Source organism: Rathayibacter sp. Leaf299, from assembly GCF_001423055.1.
Taxonomy (GTDB): domain Bacteria; phylum Actinomycetota; class Actinomycetes; order Actinomycetales; family Microbacteriaceae; genus Rathayibacter; species Rathayibacter caricis.
In genome coordinates, this window is record NZ_LMNT01000003.1 from 71,123 (window position 1) to 87,964 (window position 16,842).

The window sequence follows — 16,842 nt, forward strand, 5'->3', positions numbered from 1 at the left end:
TCCGTGCCAACGTCACGCCTCAGCACCGAACCCACCGCCGTCCTCGTCCTCGAGGACGGGCGACGATTCCCGGGTCAGGCCTACGGCGCGCGCGGGCGCACCCTCGGCGAGATCGTCTTCGCGACCGGCATGACCGGCTACCAGGAGACCCTGACCGACCCGTCGTACGCCGGGCAGATCGTGGTGCAGACCGCACCGCACATCGGCAACACCGGGACCAACGACGAGGACAAGGAGTCGCGGCGCATCTGGGTCGCCGGCTACGTCGTCCGCGATCCCTCCCGTGTCGTCTCGAACTTCCGCGCCCAGCGGTCGCTCGACGACGACCTCGAGTCCGACGGCATCGTCGGGATCTCGGGTGTCGACACCCGCGCGATCACGCGCCACATCCGCTCGGCCGGCTCGATGCGCGCCGGCGTCTTCTCGGGCGACGACCTCGCCCTGGGGGAGGAGGAGCAGCTCGCGCTGGTCCTCGGCGGCGCGCAGATGGAGGGGATGAACCTCTCCTCCGCCGTCTCGACGACCGAGCAGTACACGGTGCCCGCCCAGGGCGAGCGCGTGGGCTCCGTCGCGGTCATCGACCTCGGAGTGAAGACCTCGACCGTGCACTACCTGTCGGAGCGCGGCTTCGACGTCCACGTGCTCCCGGAGTCGGTCACCGCCGACGAGGTCCTCGCGCTCGACCCGTCCGCCCTGTTCTTCTCGAACGGACCGGGCGACCCGGAGGCCTCCGACCGCCACGTCGACCTGCTGCGCACGACGCTGCGCGCCGACCTGCCGTTCTTCGGCATCTGCTTCGGCAACCAGCTCCTGGGCCGGGCGCTCGGCTTCGGCACGTACAAGCTGCCCTTCGGCCACCGCGGCATCAACCAGCCGGTGCTCGACAAGCTGACCGGCCGCGTCGAGATCACCGCGCAGAACCACGGCTTCGCGGTGGACGCGCCCATCGAGGGCGAGCTCGACTCGCCCGAGGGCTTCGGCCGCGTCGAGGTCAGCCACTACAGCCTGAACGACTCCGTCGTGGAGGGCCTGCGCTGCCTCGACATCCCCGCCTTCTCGGTGCAGTACCACCCCGAGGCGGCCGCCGGACCGCACGACTCGAACTACCTCTTCGACCGCTTCCGCGCCATGGTCGTGCAGCGCACGACCGAGCAGGGCGGCGCCGAGCCCGCGAACGACATCCTTTCGACCAGCACCACCGGAGAGCAGAAGTAATGCCGCGCAGGGAAGACATCAACAGCGTCCTCGTCATCGGCTCCGGCCCGATCGTGATCGGCCAGGCGGTCGAGTTCGACTACTCGGGCACCCAGGCCTGCCGCGTCCTGCGCGCCGAGGGGGTGCGCGTGATCCTCGTCAACTCCAACCCGGCGACGATCATGACCGACCCCGACTTCGCCGACGCCACCTACGTCGAGCCGATCACCCCGCAGGCGATCGAGGCGATCATCGCCAAGGAGAAGCCGGACGCGATCCTGCCGACCCTCGGCGGCCAGACCGCTCTCAACGCGGCGATCCAGCTGCACGACCTCGGGATCCTCGAGAAGTACGACGTCGAGCTGATCGGCGCGAGCTTCGAGGCGATCAACCGCGGCGAGGACCGCCAGATCTTCAAGCAGCTCGTGCTGGATGCGGGCGCCGACGTGGCGAAGTCCTACATCGCGCACACCGTCGAGGAGGCGATCGAGTTCGCCGAGGACCTCGGCTACCCGCTCGTGATCCGTCCCTCCTTCACCATGGGCGGTCTCGGCTCCGGCTTCGCGTACACCCGCGAGGAGCTCGTGCGCATGGTCGGCGACGGGCTGCACCAGAGCCCCACCACCGAGGTGCTCCTCGAGGAGTCGATCCTCGGCTGGAAGGAGTACGAGCTCGAGCTCATGCGCGACACCGCCGACAACACGGTCGTCGTCTGCTCGATCGAGAACGTCGACCCGGTCGGCGTCCACACCGGCGACTCGATCACCGTCGCCCCCGCGCTCACGCTGACCGACCGCGAGTACCAGAAGCTGCGCGACATCGGCATCCGGATCATCCGCGACGTCGGAGTCGACACCGGCGGCTGCAACATCCAGTTCGCGGTCGACCCCGCCGACGGCCGGATCATCGTCATCGAGATGAACCCGCGCGTCTCGCGCTCGTCGGCGCTCGCCTCCAAGGCGACAGGCTTCCCCATCGCCAAGATCGCGGCGAAGCTGGCCATCGGCTACCGTCTCGACGAGATCCCGAACGACATCACGAAGGTCACCCCGGCGAGCTTCGAGCCCACGCTCGACTACGTCGTGGTCAAGGTCCCGCGCTTCGCGTTCGAGAAGTTCCCGGCGGCCGACAAGACGCTGACGACCACCATGAAGTCGGTCGGCGAGGCAATGGCGATCGGCCGCAACTACGCCCAGGCCCTGCAGAAGGCGCTCCGCTCGCTCGAGAAGCGCGGCTCCTCCTTCCACTGGGGCGAGCAGCAGCATTCGGTCGAGGAGCTCCTCGAGATCGCGAGGACTCCGACCGACGGCCGGATCGTCACGGTGCAGCAGGCGCTGCGGCTGGGCGCGAGCGTCGAGCAGGCGTTCGAATCCACCAAGATCGACCCCTGGTTCCTCGACCAGATCGTGCTGATCAACGAGATCGCCGACCTGGTGCGCGAGCACCCGTCGCTGGACGCCGGGCTGCTGCGCCTCGCGAAGGACCACGGATTCTCGGACCTGCAGATCGCGGAGCTCCGCGGCCTCGAGGAGGCGGAGGTGCGCGCCACCCGTTACGAGCTGGCCGTCCGCCCCGTCTACAAGACCGTCGACACGTGCGCGGGGGAGTTCCCCGCGCTCACGCCGTACCACTACTCCTCCTACGACGAGGAGACCGAGGTCGTCGCGGCCGACCGCCGCAAGGTGGTCATCCTCGGCTCCGGCCCGAACCGCATCGGCCAGGGCGTCGAGTTCGACTACTCGTGCGTGCACGCCTCGTTCGCCCTCTCGGAGGCCGGCTACGAGACGATCATGATCAACTGCAACCCCGAGACGGTCTCGACCGACTACGACACCTCGGACCGCCTGTACTTCGAGCCGCTGACCCTCGAGGACGTCCTCGAGGTGATCCACGCGGAGTCGCAGTCCGGCGAGCTCGTCGGCGTCGTCGTCCAGCTCGGCGGCCAGACCGCCCTGGGTCTGGCGAAGGGCCTCGAGGAGGCGGGGGTCCCGATCCTCGGCACGACTCCCGCGGCGATCGATCTCGCGGAGGAGCGCGGCGCGTTCTCCCGCATCCTCGACGAGGCCGGTCTGCTCGCTCCGCGCAACGGCACGGCGATCGACCTCGAGGGCGCGCTCGGCGTCGCGACCGGCATCGGCTTCCCCGTCCTCGTCCGCCCGTCGTTCGTCCTCGGCGGCCGCGGCATGGAGATCGTGTACGGCGCCGCGCAGCTCGAGGACTACTTCGAGCGGATGGCCGACCAGGGCATCATCGACGCGACGCACCCGCTGCTCGTCGACCGCTTCCTCGACGACGCGATCGAGATCGACGTCGACGCGCTCTACGACGGCGAGCAGCTCTACATCGGCGGCGTGATGGAGCACATCGAGGAGGCCGGGATCCACTCCGGCGACTCCGCGTGCACCCTCCCACCCGTGACCCTCGGCCGCCGGCAGATCGACGAGGTCCGCGACGCGACGCTCGCCATCGCGCAGGGCGTCGGTGTCCGCGGACTCCTCAACGTGCAGTTCGCGATCGGCCAGGGCGTGCTCTACGTCCTCGAGGCGAACCCGCGCGCCTCGCGCACCGTGCCGTTCGTGTCGAAGGCGCTCGGCATCCCGCTCGCCAAGGCGGCGTCGCGGCTGATGGTCGGCGAGACGATCGCCGAGCTCAAGGCCGAGGGTCTGCTGCCCGAGCGCGACGGCTCCGATGTGCCGATGGACTCGCCGATCGCGGTCAAGGAGGCGGTCCTGCCCTTCAAGCGGTTCCGCACGAAGGAGGGCCAGATCGTCGATTCCCTCCTCGGCCCCGAGATGCGCTCGACCGGCGAGGTCATGGGCATCGACCGCGACTTCCCCCGGGCCTTCAAGAAGAGCCAGGACGCGGCCTACGGCGGCATGCCCTCCTCCGGCACCGTCTTCATCTCGGTCGCCGACCGCGACAAGCGGGCCATCGTGCTGCCGGCGCTGCGCCTGCGCCAGCTCGGCTTCGAGATCCTCGCGACCGAGGGCACCGCGGAGGTGCTGAACCGCAACGGCATCCCGACCCGCATCGTCCGCAAGTACAGCGAGGAGGCCGTCGGCGACTCGCCGTCGATCGTCGAGCTGGTCAGCCGCGACGAGGTCGACGTCGTGATCAACACGCCCAGCGGAGGCGCCTCCCGCGCCGACGGGTACGAGATCCGCGCCGCCGCGGTCGCCGCCGACAAGCCGCTCTTCACCACCATCGCCCAGCTGGCGGCCGCCGTCGCCTCGCTCGATGTGGCCGACGAGCCCTTCGAGGTCACGAGCCTGCAGGACTACGCGCTGCGTCGGGCGGAGCGCCTGGCGTGACCGAGTCGTTCGGGGCGCGCCTCGAGCGCGCCTTCGACGAGCACGGACAGCTCTGCGTCGGCATCGACCCCCACGCGTTCCTGCTGGACGCGTGGGGGCTCGGCGACGACGCGACGGGGCTGGAGTCGTTCGGCCGCCGGGTCGTCGAGGCCGCTGCGGGGCGCGTGGGCGTGGTGAAGCCGCAGGTCGCGTTCTTCGAGCGCCACGGATCGGCGGGCTACCTCGCGCTCGAGCGAGTCCTCGCCGACGCGCGCGCGGCCGGGCTCCTCGTGATCGCCGACGTCAAGCGCGGCGACATCGGCACGAGCGTCACCGCCTACGCCGAGGCGTGGCTCCGCCCGGGCTCGCCTCTCGAAGCGGATGCGATGACCGCCTCCGCCTATCAGGGGCTCGGCTCCCTCGACGGCATGCTCGAGCTCGCCGAGGAGGCGGGGAAGGGCGTCTTCGTCCTCGCCGCCACCTCCAATCCGGAGGCCGGACCCGTGCAGCGCGCGCTCGTGCAGGACGGCGAGCACGCGGGATCCCCCCTGGCCAGCGCCGTGCTGGCGGACGTGGCATCCTGGAACGCGCACCACGCGCGCTCCCCGATCGGCTCGGTCGGCGTCGTCCTGGGGGCCACGGTCGCCCTGGGCGACTACGGCATCCGGACCGACACGGCGCTCACCCCGGGGCTCCCGGTGCTGGCACCCGGCTTCGGCCACCAGGGCGCCGGCGTCGCGGACGCGCCCCGGCTGTTCGGGGCCCTCGCGGCGACGACCCTCGTGAGCGAGTCGCGCAGCGTGCTCGGCGCCGGTCCCGACGGGATCGCCGCCGAGATCGACCGCCGCGCCCGAGACATCCAGGAGACCCTTGTCCGCTGAAGCCGCCCCCGCCGATCCCGGGACCGTCGCCGCCCCCCGCCGGCCGTCGCCTCCCGAGGTCGACCGCCGTGCCGCCTCCGCCGCGGCCATCGCCGCCCGGCGCGCTCGTGCCGGCGTGAAGAAGGACGTCGCCTCCGGCGAGCGTCCGGCGACGGCCGTGCTCGCGGCCGCGCAGAGCGACCCGACCGGCGTCGAGGGGCGGATGCGCGTGAGCGAGCTCCTGCGCTCGGTGCCAGCCCTCGGCGTGGTCAAGACCCCGCGCGTGATGGAGCAGCTGCAGATCGCTCCGTCCAAGCGCCTGGGCGGCCTCGGCCGCCGCCAGGTGGAGGGACTCCACTCCTTCCTCGAGCAGCGCGAGGCGCGTCAGCGTCGCGGGGAGCGCACCCGCCTCGTCGTCCTCGCCGGACCGACGGCGGTCGGCAAGGGCACCGTGTCCACCTACATCCGCGAGAACTACCCCGAGGTGCTGCTGTCGGTCTCGGCGACGACCCGCGCGCCGCGCCCGGGCGAGATCGACGGCGTCAGCTACTACTTCGTCGACGACGCCGAGTTCGACCGGATGGTCGAGGCGGGGGAGTTCCTCGAGTACGCGACCGTCCACAACGCCTACCGCTACGGCACTCCGCGCGGGCCGATCGACGCCGCCCTCGCGCAGGGGCGCCAGGTCATGCTCGAGATCGACATCCAGGGCGCGCGGCAGGTGCGCGAGCGCATGCCGGACGCCCGACTCGTCTTCCTCCTCCCGCCGAGCTGGGACGAGCTCGTGCGCCGACTGGTCGGCCGCGGCACCGAGAGCCCGGAGGAGCAGCAGCGCCGGCTGGCGACCGCGCGCATCGAGCTGGCCGCGCAGGACGAGTTCGATTTCGCCGTTGTGAACAGCACCGTGCCCGAAGCGGCCCGCGAGGTCGTAGAATTGATGTCGCCTCGTTCCGACGGCGCGCCCGCCGACCCGGGCCGCTGACGTCCGGGCCACCGACCACCTCCGGGCCGACGCCCCGATCGCCGACTGGGCTCCGCCCTCCGGTGCCGCGGCGTCGAGCGCCTCCGGAGCCGCAGATCGGCGCTCACGCGCCCCGCAGCGCTGACAAGCTGACAAGCCAACAAGGAGACACCATGGCCAACAACCTCGGCATCATCGACCCGCCCATCGACGAGCTCCTCTCGAAGGTCGACTCGAAGTACGCGCTGGTGATCTTCGCCTCCAAGCGCGCGCGTCAGATCAACGACTACTACGCCGACCTCCACGAGGGCAGCCTGTTCGACAACGTCGGCCCGCTGGTCGACTCGACCATCGACGACAAGCCGCTGTCGGTCGCTCTCCACGAGATCAACGAGGACAAGCTCGTCGCCCAGCCCCTCGCCGAGTAGTCCGGCCCCCTCCGGGTGCGCTCCTCGCAGAAGACCGCTCGGCGGTTGCACGTCGTCGTCGGGATCACCGGCGGCATCGCCGCCTACAAGGCGGTCGGAGTGGTGCGCGCCCTGGTCCTCGAGGGGCACGACGTCCACGTCGTGGCCACCGAGGCCGCTCTCCGCTTCGTCGGGAAGCCGACGCTCGAGGCGATCTCGCGGAACGCCGTGCACACCGAGCTCTACGAGGGCGTCGCCGAGGTCCGGCACGTGGCGATCGGCCAGGCGGCCGATCTCATCGTGATCGCCCCGGCGACGGCGCACACCCTCGCCAAGCTCGCGACCGGGCTCGCCGACGACCTCCTCGGCAACACCGTCCTCGCGAGCACCGCTCCGCTCGTCGTCGCCCCGGCGATGCACACCGAGATGTGGGCGAATCCGGCCACGGTCGCGAATGTCGAGACCCTCCGCTCGCGCGGGGTCCACGTCGTCGGCCCCGCCTCCGGCCAGCTGACCGGGTCCGATTCCGGGCCGGGTCGGATGGAGGAGCCCGCGACGATCGTCGCCGAGGCCCTCGCCGTCCACCGGCGCGCGGTCGGCGCGAAGCGCGACCTCGAGGGGCTCCGCGTCCTCGTGACCGCCGGCGGCACCCGCGAGCCGATGGACCCGGTCCGTTTCGTGGGCAACCGCTCGAGCGGTCGCCAGGGCGTCGCCCTCGCCCTCGCCGCCGCGGCCAGGGGAGCGAGCGTCACCGTGCTCGCCGCCAATCTCGACGTCGAGGCCCCCCGCGGGGTCGAGGTCGTCGCCGTCGGCACGGCGCTCGAGCTGCGGGAGGCGGCACTCGCGGCCGCCGCCGACGCGGACATCGTCATCATGGCCGCGGCCGTGGCCGACTACCGGCCTGCCGACGTCTCGGAGTCGAAGATCAAGAAGGAGCAGCAGGGCGATCGTCTCGTCCTCGAGCTCGTCAAGAACCCGGACATCCTCGCCGAGATCGCGGCGGCGAAGGCGGGGAACCAGCTCGTGGTCGGCTTCGCCGCCGAGACGGAGCCGGATCGCGAGGCGATGCTGGCTCTCGGACGCGCCAAGATCGCGCGCAAGGGCTGCGACCTGCTCGTCCTCAACAGGGTCGGCTGGACCGAGGGTTTCCAGAGCGACAGCAACGCCGTCGTCGTCCTCGATCGGGCCGGGGATATAGTGATCGAGGCTTCCGGCACGAAGGCGTCGGTGGCCGACCGCGTCCTCGACGTGGTCGCGCGCTAGCCGACGGCGGCTGCTCTCAGGCGGTCCCGTGCGTGCGCGGACGAGGTCCGAGCGCGGCACCTCCGCCGGTCGAGCGCGGAACACCCCTGAGCTCGGCGATCCGTGTCCGCACGACTCCGCGCCCCGCTGCCGTCGCCGGTGGTCCCGCTCTCCGTGGGCGCGCTCGACGCCCCGGCCACTGCCCCCGGAACGAAATGAGACCCCCCGCATGACCTCCTCCGGATCGCTCCGCCTGTTCACCTCCGAGTCCGTCACCGAGGGGCACCCCGACAAGATCTGCGACCAGATCTCGGACCGCATCCTCGACGCGCTGCTGCGCGAGGACCCGAAGAGTCGGGTCGCCGTCGAGACGCTCGTCACCACCGGCCTCGTGCACGTGGCCGGTGAGGTCTCGACCACCGGCTACGTCGAGATCCCCAAGATCGTGCGCGACACGATCGTCGAGATCGGCTACGACTCCTCCGAGAAGGGATTCGACGGCCGCTCCTGCGGGGTCTCCGTCTCGATCGGGCAGCAGTCGCCCGAGATCGCCGCGGGCGTCGACACCGCGCTCGAGGTGCGCACCGACTCCTCCGACGACGACGCGTTCGACCGTCAGGGCGCCGGCGACCAGGGTCTGATGTTCGGCTTCGCGACCGACGAGACCCCCGAGTACATGCCCCTGCCGAGCTGGCTCTCGCACCGGCTCGCCGAGCGCCTCGCGGCCGTCCGCAAGTCGGGCGAGCTCGACTACCTCCGCCCCGACGGCAAGACCCAGGTCACGATCGGCTACGACGGCACGACCCCGCGCTCGATCGACACCGTGGTGCTCTCGACGCAGCACGCCGAGCACGTGAGCACCGAGACGATCCACGCCGACATCGAGGCGCACGTGATCCGACCGGTCCTCGAGACGGTCGACCTCGACTCCTCCGCCGTCCGCCTGCTGATCAACCCGACCGGACGCTTCGAGATCGGCGGCCCGCAGGGCGACGCCGGGCTCACGGGCCGCAAGATCATCGTCGACACCTACGGCGGAGCCTCGCGGCACGGCGGTGGCGCGTTCTCGGGCAAGGACCCGTCGAAGGTCGACCGCTCGGCGGCCTACGCGATGCGCTGGGTCGCCAAGAACGCCGTCGCGGCGGGTCTCGCCCGGCGCCTCGAGGTGCAGGTCGCCTACGCGATCGGCAAGGCCGCCCCCGTCGGCCTCTACGTCGAGTCGTTCGGCACCGGCACGATACCCGACGAGCAGATCACGGAGGCGATCCGCTCCGTCTTCGATCTGCGTCCCGCCGCGATCATCCACGCGCTCGACCTGCTCCGCCCGATCTACTCGCAGACCTCGGTCTACGGGCACTTCGGCCGCGAGCTCCCCGACTTCACCTGGGAACGCCTCGACCGCGTCGACGACCTCCGCTCCGCCGCGGGCCTCTCGTAGCGGGCGCGGCGCAGGCGGTGGAGACCTCCTCCGGCGCGTCGGACGTCGTCGCGCGCGTCCTCCTGGACTCCCCGCTGCCCCAGCTCGACCGCCTCCTCGACTACGCCGTCCCCGAGTCGATGCTCGCGGACGTCCGGCCCGGCGTACGGGTCCGCGTGCCGCTGCGCACCGGCGGGCGCATCGCCGACGCCTTCGTGGTCGAGGTCGGCCAGGGGTCCGAGCACGTCGGGACCCTCAGCGATATCGAGGAGCTGGTCTCCCCGGTCGTGGTCCTCACGCCCGAGGTGTGGGCGCTGGCGCGCCGCGTGGCCGACCGGGCCGCCGGCGGCGCGAGCGACGTGCTTCGCCTGGCCGTGCCGCGCCGGCACGTCCGGGTGGAGCGCACGCACCTCGGGGCGGAGCCGGTCGTGGTCCCGGTGCCGGTGGCAGCGGCTCCCGTCGCGGGGTACGCCGCCGACGCCTTCGACTCCCTGGCCGTCGGCGGTCGCCTCGCCGTGGGCGCGGTTCCTGCGCCGGTGCAGCTCTCGACGGGAACGTGGGTCGGCGGCTGGGCTCTCACGCTCGCCGAACTCGCGCGCAACACCGTGGTCGCGGGCGGCGACGCGATCCTGGCGGTGCCGGACTACCGCGATCAGGAGCAGCTCGAGCTCGCGCTGGCGGATCTGCTGCCCGCGGAGCTCGTCGTGCGGCTCGACGCCCGGCAGAAGGGAGCGGAGCGCTACGGCGCGTTCCTCCGCTGCCTCGGTCCGGGGCCGCGGGTGATCGTCGGCAACCGCTCCGTCCTCTACGCACCCTCGCGGGCGCCGCGCCTGATCGCGCTGTGGGACGACGGCGACCCGCTCTTCGCCGAGCCGCTCGCCCCGTACGCGCACGCCCGCGACGTCGCCCTCGTGCGCCAGGAGCAGAGCGGAGCCGGACTCGTTCTCCTCGGGCACACCCGCACCGTCGAGGTCGAGCGCCTCGTCGAGATCGGCTTCGCGGTCGAGGTCGAACCGCGCCCTGCCAAGCGGCCGCACGTCGTGCCGACCGCCCAGCAGTCGTCGGCCGACGAGCACGACGCCGCGGCCCGCATCCCGTCGTCGGCCTGGCGGCAGGCGCGCCTCGGACTCGACTCGGGCCCCGTCCTCGTCCAGGTCGCGCGCCCGGGCTACGCGCCCGTCGTCGCTTGCGCCCGCTGCTGCACGGTCGCCCGCTGCAACCGCTGCCAGGGTCCACTCGCCGTGCACGCCGCGGGCGCCCGGCCGAGCTGCGGCTGGTGCGGCCTGATCGCCGCCGAGTGGCGCTGCTCGGTCTGCGAGGCCACGGCGCTCCGGCTGGTGACCCTCGGCGCCGGTCGCACGGCGGAGGAGCTCGGCCGCGCGTTCCCGGGAGCGAAGGTCGTCGTCGCCGACGGCCAGCGCCCGGTCCTGACCCTGCCCGACGAGCCCGCGCTCGTCGTCGCGACTCGGGGAGCCGAGCCCCGGGTGGACGGCGGCTACCACGCCGTCCTCCTCCTCGACGGCGAGCGGATGCTGGCGCGCGAGAGCCTGCGCGTCGCCGACGACGCCCTGCGCACCTGGTCCAACGCCGCCGCCCTGGCCCGGCCCGGCGCCCCGGTCCTGCTCGTCGGAGTCGGCGGACGGATCGCGACCGCCCTGGCCACCTGGCGCCAGGCCGAGTACCTCCGGGCCGAGCTGCTGGAGCGGCGCGCCCTCCGCTTCCCGCCCGCAGTGCGTCTGGCCACCGTCAGCGGCGACGCCCACGCGGTCGAGGAGGCGCTCGATGCGCTGGACGAGAGCGACCGGCACGAGGTGCTCGGCCCGGTCGGACTGGAGGACGGCTCCGTCCGGGCCATCGTGCGGTTCGACTACGCTCGCGGTGCGGAGGTCGCCGCTCGGCTCCGCTCCGCGGTCGTGCGGAACGCCACCCGTCGCCGCCGGCCGCCGACCACCCCCGGCCGCTTCCGCCCGGCCCCGAAGCTGCGGGTCCGCCTCGACGATCCCGACATCCTCTAGTCCCACCCGCACCACCGCCACCCAGGAGCCCCTCGTGCGCCTCGTCTTCGCCGGCACCCCGGCTCCCGCCGTCCCGACCCTGCGGGCCCTCGCCGCCTCCGATCACGAGATCGTGGCCGTCGTCACCCGCGAGGACGCGCCCGTCGGGCGCAAGCGCGTGCTGACGCCCTCGCCCGTCGCGGCCGTCGCGGAGGAGCTCGGGCTCCCCGTGCTGAAGGCGAACCGCCTCGACGAGGCCGTCACCGACCGTCTCGAGGCGCTGGCTCCCGAGCTCGGCGTGATCGTCGCCTACGGCGGGCTCGTCCGCGCCCGGCTGCTCGCCGTGCCGGTGCGCGGCTGGATCAACCTGCACTTCTCGCTCCTGCCGCGCTGGCGCGGAGCGGCGCCGGTGCAGCGCGCGCTGATGGCGGGGGAGGGGACGATCGGCGCGAGCGTGTTCCAGCTGGTCGCGGAGCTCGACGCCGGGGACGTCTACGCCGAGCTGTCCGAGGAGGTGCGCGACCGCACGGCGGGGGAGCTCCTCGAGGTGCTCGCCGACTCCGGCGCCGCGTTGACGGTCGAGGTCGTCGAGGCGATCGCGGCGGGCACCGCCCTGGCCGTCCCGCAGTCCGGCGAGGTGACGCTCGCTCCCAAGCTCGACGTGGCGGACGGCCGCCTGGACTGGTCCGCGCCGAGCGCCCGCGTCCTCGCGCTGATCCGCGGCACGACCCCGGAGCCCGGCGCCTCCGCGGCCGTCGGCGACGCGCGGCTGAAGGTGCTCGCGGCTCGCGCGGTCCAGGAGGCCCCGACCCTCGAGCCCGGCCGGGTGCTCGTCGAGCAGGGCCGCGTGCTGGTCGGCACCGGCGACGGAGCCGTCGAGCTCGTGACCGTGCAGCCCGCGGGCAAGAGGCCCATGGCCGCCGCCGACTGGGCCAGAGGCCTGCGCGAGAGCACGGTGCTGCGATGAGCGCCCGCCGCGAGGCCGCCCCCGCCCGCCGCGTCGCCTACGACGTGCTGCGCGCCGTCAGCGGATCCGACGCCTACGCCAACCTCGTCCTCCCCGGCCGGATCCGCGCCGCGGAGCTCTCGCCCGCCGACGCGGGCCTCGCGACCGAGCTCTGCTACGGCACCCTGCGGATGTCCGGCTACTACGACCGGGTGATCGTGCTGGCGGCGGGCCGCCCGATCGAGTCCGTCGACGCGCCCGTCCTCGACGCGCTCCGCCTCGGAGTGCACCAGCTGCTCAGCACCCGGGTCGCTCCGCATGCAGCGGTGAACGAGAGCGTCGCGCTCGTGGCCGCCGACGGCTCCCGGGGCGCCGTGGCCTTCGCGAACGCCGTGCTCAGGACCGTCTCGCGGGGCTCGTCCGAGGAGTGGCGGGAGCGCGTCTCGGCCGCCGCCGTCTCGGCTGACGACCGCATCGCCGCGCTGAGCTCGCATCCGCTCTGGATCGTCAAGGCGCTGCGCCGCGCCCTGGCCGCGGAGGGGCGCGCCGACGAGCTCGACGCGCTCCTCGCGGCCGACAACGCGGCTCCGCGGGTGAACCTCGTCGCGCTCCCGGGTCTCGCTGAGGCGACGGAGCTCCCCGACGCCGCAGCGGACCGCTGGTCGCCCGTCGGCCTCGTCAGCACCGGCGGCGATCCCGAGGCCGTCGACGCCGTGCGGGAGGGGCGGGTGCGAGTGCAGGACGAGGGATCGCAGCTCGCGGCGCTGGCGCTGTCGCGCGTCCGACCGATCCGCCAGGGGGAGCGCTGGCTCGACCTCTGCGCCGGCCCCGGCGGCAAGGCCGCTCTTCTCGCGGCGGAGGCGCGTCTCGGCGGGGCCTCTCTGCTCGCCAACGAGGTCGTGCCGGGCCGGGCCGGCCTGGTCCGGCAGGCTCTCGCCGCGGTCGACCCGGACGTCGAGGTGCGCACGGGCGACGGACGTGACCTCGGCGCCGAGCAGCCCGGCGCGTTCGACCGGATCCTCCTCGACGCCCCCTGCACCGGCCTCGGAGCCCTGCGTCGGCGACCCGAGGCGCGCTGGCGCAAGACCGCGGCCGACGTCGAGCCGCTCGCCTCCCTCCAGGGCGAGCTCCTCGACTCGGCGCTCCAGGCCCTCGCACCCGGCGGCGTGCTCGCCTACGTCACCTGCTCACCGCACCTCGGCGAGACGCGGCGGGTCCTAGCGCTGGCCCAAGAGCGCTACGGCGACGGCCTCGAGCTGATGGACACTCCCGAGGTCCTCCGTGGCGTCACCCTCGACGAGCTCGACCTGCCGGAGGGAGCGCGCCACGCGCAGCTCTGGCCGCACCGGCACGGCACCGACGCCATGTTCATCCAGCTGCTGCGGCGAGCCGAGCCGTCCGAGTCGATCTCCTAGGCTGGTCGGCATGCCTGCACGGATCAACCCCAGCATCCTCTCCGCCGACTTCGTCAACTTCGAGGCCGAGCTGCAGCGGATCGCCTCGGCCGATCTCGTGCACGTCGACGTGATGGACAACCACTTCGTCCCGAACCTCACGTTCGGGCTCCCCATGGTGCAGCGCCTCCAGGAGGTGTCGCCGCGGCCGCTCGACGTGCACCTGATGATCGACGACCCGGACCGCTGGGCGCCCGGGTACGCCGAGACGGGCGCGTTCTCGGTCACCTTCCACGCCGAGGCGGCGCGCGACGCCGTGGCCCTGGCCCGGCGCCTCCGCGACATCGGCTCACGCGCCGGGATCGCGCTCAAGCCCGGAACGGCCGTCGAGGAGTACCTCGACCTGCTGCCCGAGTTCGACCAGGTGCTCGTGATGACGGTCGAGCCCGGCTTCGGCGGCCAGTCCTTCATGGAGGAGACGATGCCCAAGCTGCACGCGCTCCGTCGCGCCGTCCGCGACTCCGGACTCGACGTCTGGCTGCAGGTCGACGGCGGGATCGCCCCGGGCACCATCGAGATCGCCGCCGAGGCGGGCGCCGACACCTTCGTGGCCGGCTCGGCCGTCTTCGGCGCCGACGACCCCGAGAAGGCGATCGCCGCCCTCCGCGACACCGCATCGTCGATCCTGCACCGCCACTGATCCTGCCCCGGGGCGCCGCGCGTATAGACTTCCCCGGTGAAAACTTTCGACGACCTCTTCGCTGAGCTGGGCGAGAAGGCCGCCGCGCGACCCGAGGGCTCGGGCACGGTCCGCGAGCTCGACGCCGGTGTGCACTTCATCGGCAAGAAGATCGTCGAGGAGGCCGCCGAGGTCTGGATGGCCGCCGAGTACGAGGGCGACGAGCGCACCGCCGAGGAGATCTCGCAGCTGCTCTACCACCTCCAGGTGCTGATGCTGGCGAAGGGCCTGACGACGGCCGACGTCTACCGACATCTGTGAGCCTCCCTCCGATCGCCGGAGTGCGCCGACGCTCCGTCGCCGCGCGCTCCCACGCACATCGAGGCGCGTCCGCGACCGCAGCGTCGTCGACGAGACCGCCGCTCACCGAATCACCCTCGAGCTCCAGAGGACGTCCTGCCGTGACCACCACCCCGCCCGCGCTGCTGCGCGTCGCCGTGCCCAACAAGGGCTCGCTCTCCGAGACCGCCGGCCAGATGCTGGCCGAGGCCGGCTACGTCGGCCGCCGCGACCCGAAGGAGCTGCACGTCGTCGACGAGCGCAACGGCGTCGAGTTCTTCTACCTCCGTCCGCGCGACATCGCGACCTACGTCGGCTCCGGCGCCCTCGACGTCGGAGTGACGGGCCGCGACCTGCTCATCGACTCGGGCTCCGAGGCCCGCGAGATCGCGAGCCTGGGATTCGCGAACTCGACCTTCCGCTTCGCCGGTCCGGCCGGCCGCTACACCGAGCTCTCCGAGATCGACGGACTGCGCGTCGCCACGAGCTACCCCGGCCTCGTCGGCTCCTTCCTCCGCGAGCACGGCGTCGAGGTGTCCCTCATCCGCCTCGACGGAGCGGTCGAGTCGGCGATCCAGCTGGGCGTCGCCGATGTGATCGCCGACGTCGTCGAGACCGGCACCACCCTCCGCAAGGCGGGCCTCGAGATCTTCGGACCGGTCATCCTCGACTCCACGGCCGTGCTCGTGTCGGCCGCGGGGGAGCCGGAGGGCATCCCCGTCCTGCTCCGCCGGCTGCAGGGCGTCCTGGTCGCCCGCGAGTACGTGCTGCTCGACTACGACTGCCCGGTCGCGCTCCTCGAGCAGGCCACAGCGATCGCTCCCGGCTTCGAGTCGCCGACGGTCTCGCCGCTGCACGACGCGGAGTGGGTCGCCGTCCGCGTCATGGTTCCCCGCGCCGACATGAACCAGGTCATGGACCGCCTCTACGACCTCGGCGCCCGCGCGATCCTGGTCACGTCGATCCACGCCGCGCGCCTCTAGGACGGCAGCGATGAGCCTCGCCGTCCGCGTCATCCCGTGCCTCGACGTCGCCGCCGGGCGCGTCGTCAAGGGCGTCAACTTCCAGAACCTCCGCGATGCCGGCGACCCGGTCGAGCTCGCCCGGCTCTACTTCGAGCAGGGTGCCGACGAGCTCACCTTCCTCGACGTCACCGCGACCGTCGACGACCGCTCCACCACCTACGACGTGGTCCGCGCGACGGCCGAGCAGGTCTTCATCCCGCTGACCGTCGGAGGAGGGGTGCGCGCCGTCGACGACGTGTCGCGCCTGCTCGCCCACGGCGCCGACAAGGTGGGCGTCAACTCCGCCGCCCTCGCCCGCCCGGCGCTCGTCGGCGAGATCGCCGACGTGTTCGGCGCGCAGGTGCTCGTCCTCTCGCTCGACGTCAAGCGGAGCGACGCCACGCCGTCCGGCTTCGTCGTCACGACCCACGGCGGTCGCCGCGAGACCACGGTCGACGCGCTCGCCTGGGCGGCCGAGGCCGTCGAGCGCGGGGCGGGCGAGCTGCTCGTCAACTCGATCGACGCCGACGGCACGAAGCAGGGCTTCGACCTCGAGCTCGTCGCCGCGATGCGCGAGGTCAGCTCGGTCCCGGTCATCGCCTCCGGAGGCGCCGGTGCGATCGAGCACTTCGCTCCGGCGATCGAGGCGGGCGCCGACGCCGTGCTGGCGGCCTCGGTGTTCCACAACCGCGAGATGACGATCGGCGATGTGAAGCGCGCCCTCGACGGCGCAGGCCTGGAGATCAGACGATGACCGAGACCGAGCTCGACGCCGTCCTCGACCGTGCCTCCTTCGACGCGACCGGACTGCTGCCCGCGATCATCCAGCAGCACGACACCCGCGAGGTGCTGATGATGGGGTGGATGGACAGGGAGGCGCTGCGCCGCACCCTGACCGAGGGCCGCGTCACCTTCTGGTCGCGCTCCCGGCAGGAGTACTGGCGGAAGGGCGACACCTCCGGGCACGCCCAGTACGTCCGCGGAGCCGCCCTCGACTGCGACGCCGACACCCTGCTGGTGCAGGTGGAGCAGATCGGCGCCGCCTGCCACACCGGCGAGCACTCCTGCTTCGACGTCGATCCGCTCGACCCGGTCGCCTCCGCGGAGGCGTGAGC

General features: G+C 72.7%; 15 protein-coding genes. All 15 read left to right on the forward strand.

The window, feature by feature from the left end:
- Nucleotides 1-3: 3 nt before the first annotated feature.
- The 15 genes from carA (at nucleotide 4) to hisI (ending at nucleotide 16,840) form a co-directional block, all read left to right on the forward strand.
- A complete protein-coding gene (gene carA / locus ASF48_RS11975; RefSeq protein WP_055791815.1) occupies nucleotides 4-1,215 on the forward strand; it encodes a glutamine-hydrolyzing carbamoyl-phosphate synthase small subunit in 1,212 nt (403 codons plus the stop codon).
- Nucleotides 1,215-4,505 carry a carbamoyl-phosphate synthase large subunit gene (gene carB / locus ASF48_RS11980; RefSeq protein ID WP_055791818.1) on the forward strand — a complete coding sequence of 1,097 codons (3,291 nt, stop codon included), beginning with the start codon at nucleotides 1,215-1,217 and terminating at the stop codon, nucleotides 4,503-4,505. Before carA ends, carB begins: the two co-directional genes overlap by 1 nt.
- Nucleotides 4,502-5,365 carry an orotidine-5'-phosphate decarboxylase gene (pyrF, locus tag ASF48_RS11985; protein ID WP_055791820.1) on the forward strand — a complete coding sequence of 288 codons (864 nt, stop codon included), beginning with the start codon at nucleotides 4,502-4,504 and terminating at the stop codon, nucleotides 5,363-5,365. The genes carB and pyrF overlap by 4 nt, the downstream gene beginning before the upstream one ends.
- Nucleotides 5,355-6,326 carry a guanylate kinase gene (gene gmk / locus ASF48_RS11990; protein WP_055791823.1) on the forward strand — a complete coding sequence of 324 codons (972 nt, stop codon included), beginning with the start codon at nucleotides 5,355-5,357 and terminating at the stop codon, nucleotides 6,324-6,326. The genes pyrF and gmk overlap by 11 nt, the downstream gene beginning before the upstream one ends.
- A 152-nt stretch (nucleotides 6,327-6,478) precedes the next feature.
- On the forward strand, nucleotides 6,479-6,733 hold the full coding sequence (rpoZ, locus tag ASF48_RS11995; protein ID WP_055791825.1) for a DNA-directed RNA polymerase subunit omega: 255 nt from the start codon (nucleotides 6,479-6,481) through the stop codon (nucleotides 6,731-6,733).
- Nucleotides 6,734-6,778: 45 nt separating this feature from the next.
- On the forward strand, nucleotides 6,779-7,975 hold the full coding sequence (gene coaBC / locus ASF48_RS12000) for a bifunctional phosphopantothenoylcysteine decarboxylase/phosphopantothenate--cysteine ligase CoaBC (RefSeq protein WP_055793082.1): 1,197 nt from the start codon (nucleotides 6,779-6,781) through the stop codon (nucleotides 7,973-7,975).
- A gap of 208 nt (nucleotides 7,976-8,183) precedes the next feature.
- A complete protein-coding gene (metK, locus tag ASF48_RS12005; RefSeq protein ID WP_055791827.1) occupies nucleotides 8,184-9,392 on the forward strand; it encodes a methionine adenosyltransferase in 1,209 nt (402 codons plus the stop codon).
- Nucleotides 9,393-9,409: 17 nt separating this feature from the next.
- Nucleotides 9,410-11,386, forward strand: coding sequence for a hypothetical protein (locus ASF48_RS12010; RefSeq protein ID WP_055791830.1), 1,977 nt, complete (start codon nucleotides 9,410-9,412; stop codon nucleotides 11,384-11,386).
- 34 nt (nucleotides 11,387-11,420) lie between these two features.
- Nucleotides 11,421-12,332 carry a methionyl-tRNA formyltransferase gene (gene fmt / locus ASF48_RS12015; RefSeq protein ID WP_055791833.1) on the forward strand — a complete coding sequence of 304 codons (912 nt, stop codon included), beginning with the start codon at nucleotides 11,421-11,423 and terminating at the stop codon, nucleotides 12,330-12,332.
- The gene (locus ASF48_RS12020; protein ID WP_055791836.1) at nucleotides 12,329-13,726 is read left to right on the forward strand and encodes an RsmB/NOP family class I SAM-dependent RNA methyltransferase; all 1,398 of its coding nucleotides are present in this window, start codon (nucleotides 12,329-12,331) and stop codon (nucleotides 13,724-13,726) included. Before fmt ends, ASF48_RS12020 begins: the two co-directional genes overlap by 4 nt.
- Nucleotides 13,727-13,736: 10 nt before the next feature.
- On the forward strand, nucleotides 13,737-14,405 hold the full coding sequence (gene rpe, locus ASF48_RS12025; protein WP_055791839.1) for a ribulose-phosphate 3-epimerase: 669 nt from the start codon (nucleotides 13,737-13,739) through the stop codon (nucleotides 14,403-14,405).
- A gap of 36 nt (nucleotides 14,406-14,441) precedes the next feature.
- Nucleotides 14,442-14,705 carry a phosphoribosyl-ATP diphosphatase gene (locus tag ASF48_RS12030; RefSeq protein WP_055791842.1) on the forward strand — a complete coding sequence of 88 codons (264 nt, stop codon included), beginning with the start codon at nucleotides 14,442-14,444 and terminating at the stop codon, nucleotides 14,703-14,705.
- Between the two features lie 161 nt (nucleotides 14,706-14,866).
- Complete coding sequence (gene hisG / locus ASF48_RS12035) at nucleotides 14,867-15,706, forward strand: ATP phosphoribosyltransferase (protein WP_055793084.1); 840 nt, start codon at nucleotides 14,867-14,869, stop codon at nucleotides 15,704-15,706.
- 10 nt (nucleotides 15,707-15,716) lie between these two features.
- A complete protein-coding gene (gene hisF / locus ASF48_RS12040) occupies nucleotides 15,717-16,481 on the forward strand; it encodes an imidazole glycerol phosphate synthase subunit HisF (RefSeq protein ID WP_055791845.1) in 765 nt (254 codons plus the stop codon).
- A complete protein-coding gene (gene hisI, locus ASF48_RS12045; RefSeq protein ID WP_055791847.1) occupies nucleotides 16,478-16,840 on the forward strand; it encodes a phosphoribosyl-AMP cyclohydrolase in 363 nt (120 codons plus the stop codon). Before hisF ends, hisI begins: the two co-directional genes overlap by 4 nt.
- The last annotated feature ends 2 nt before the right edge of the window (nucleotides 16,841-16,842 follow it).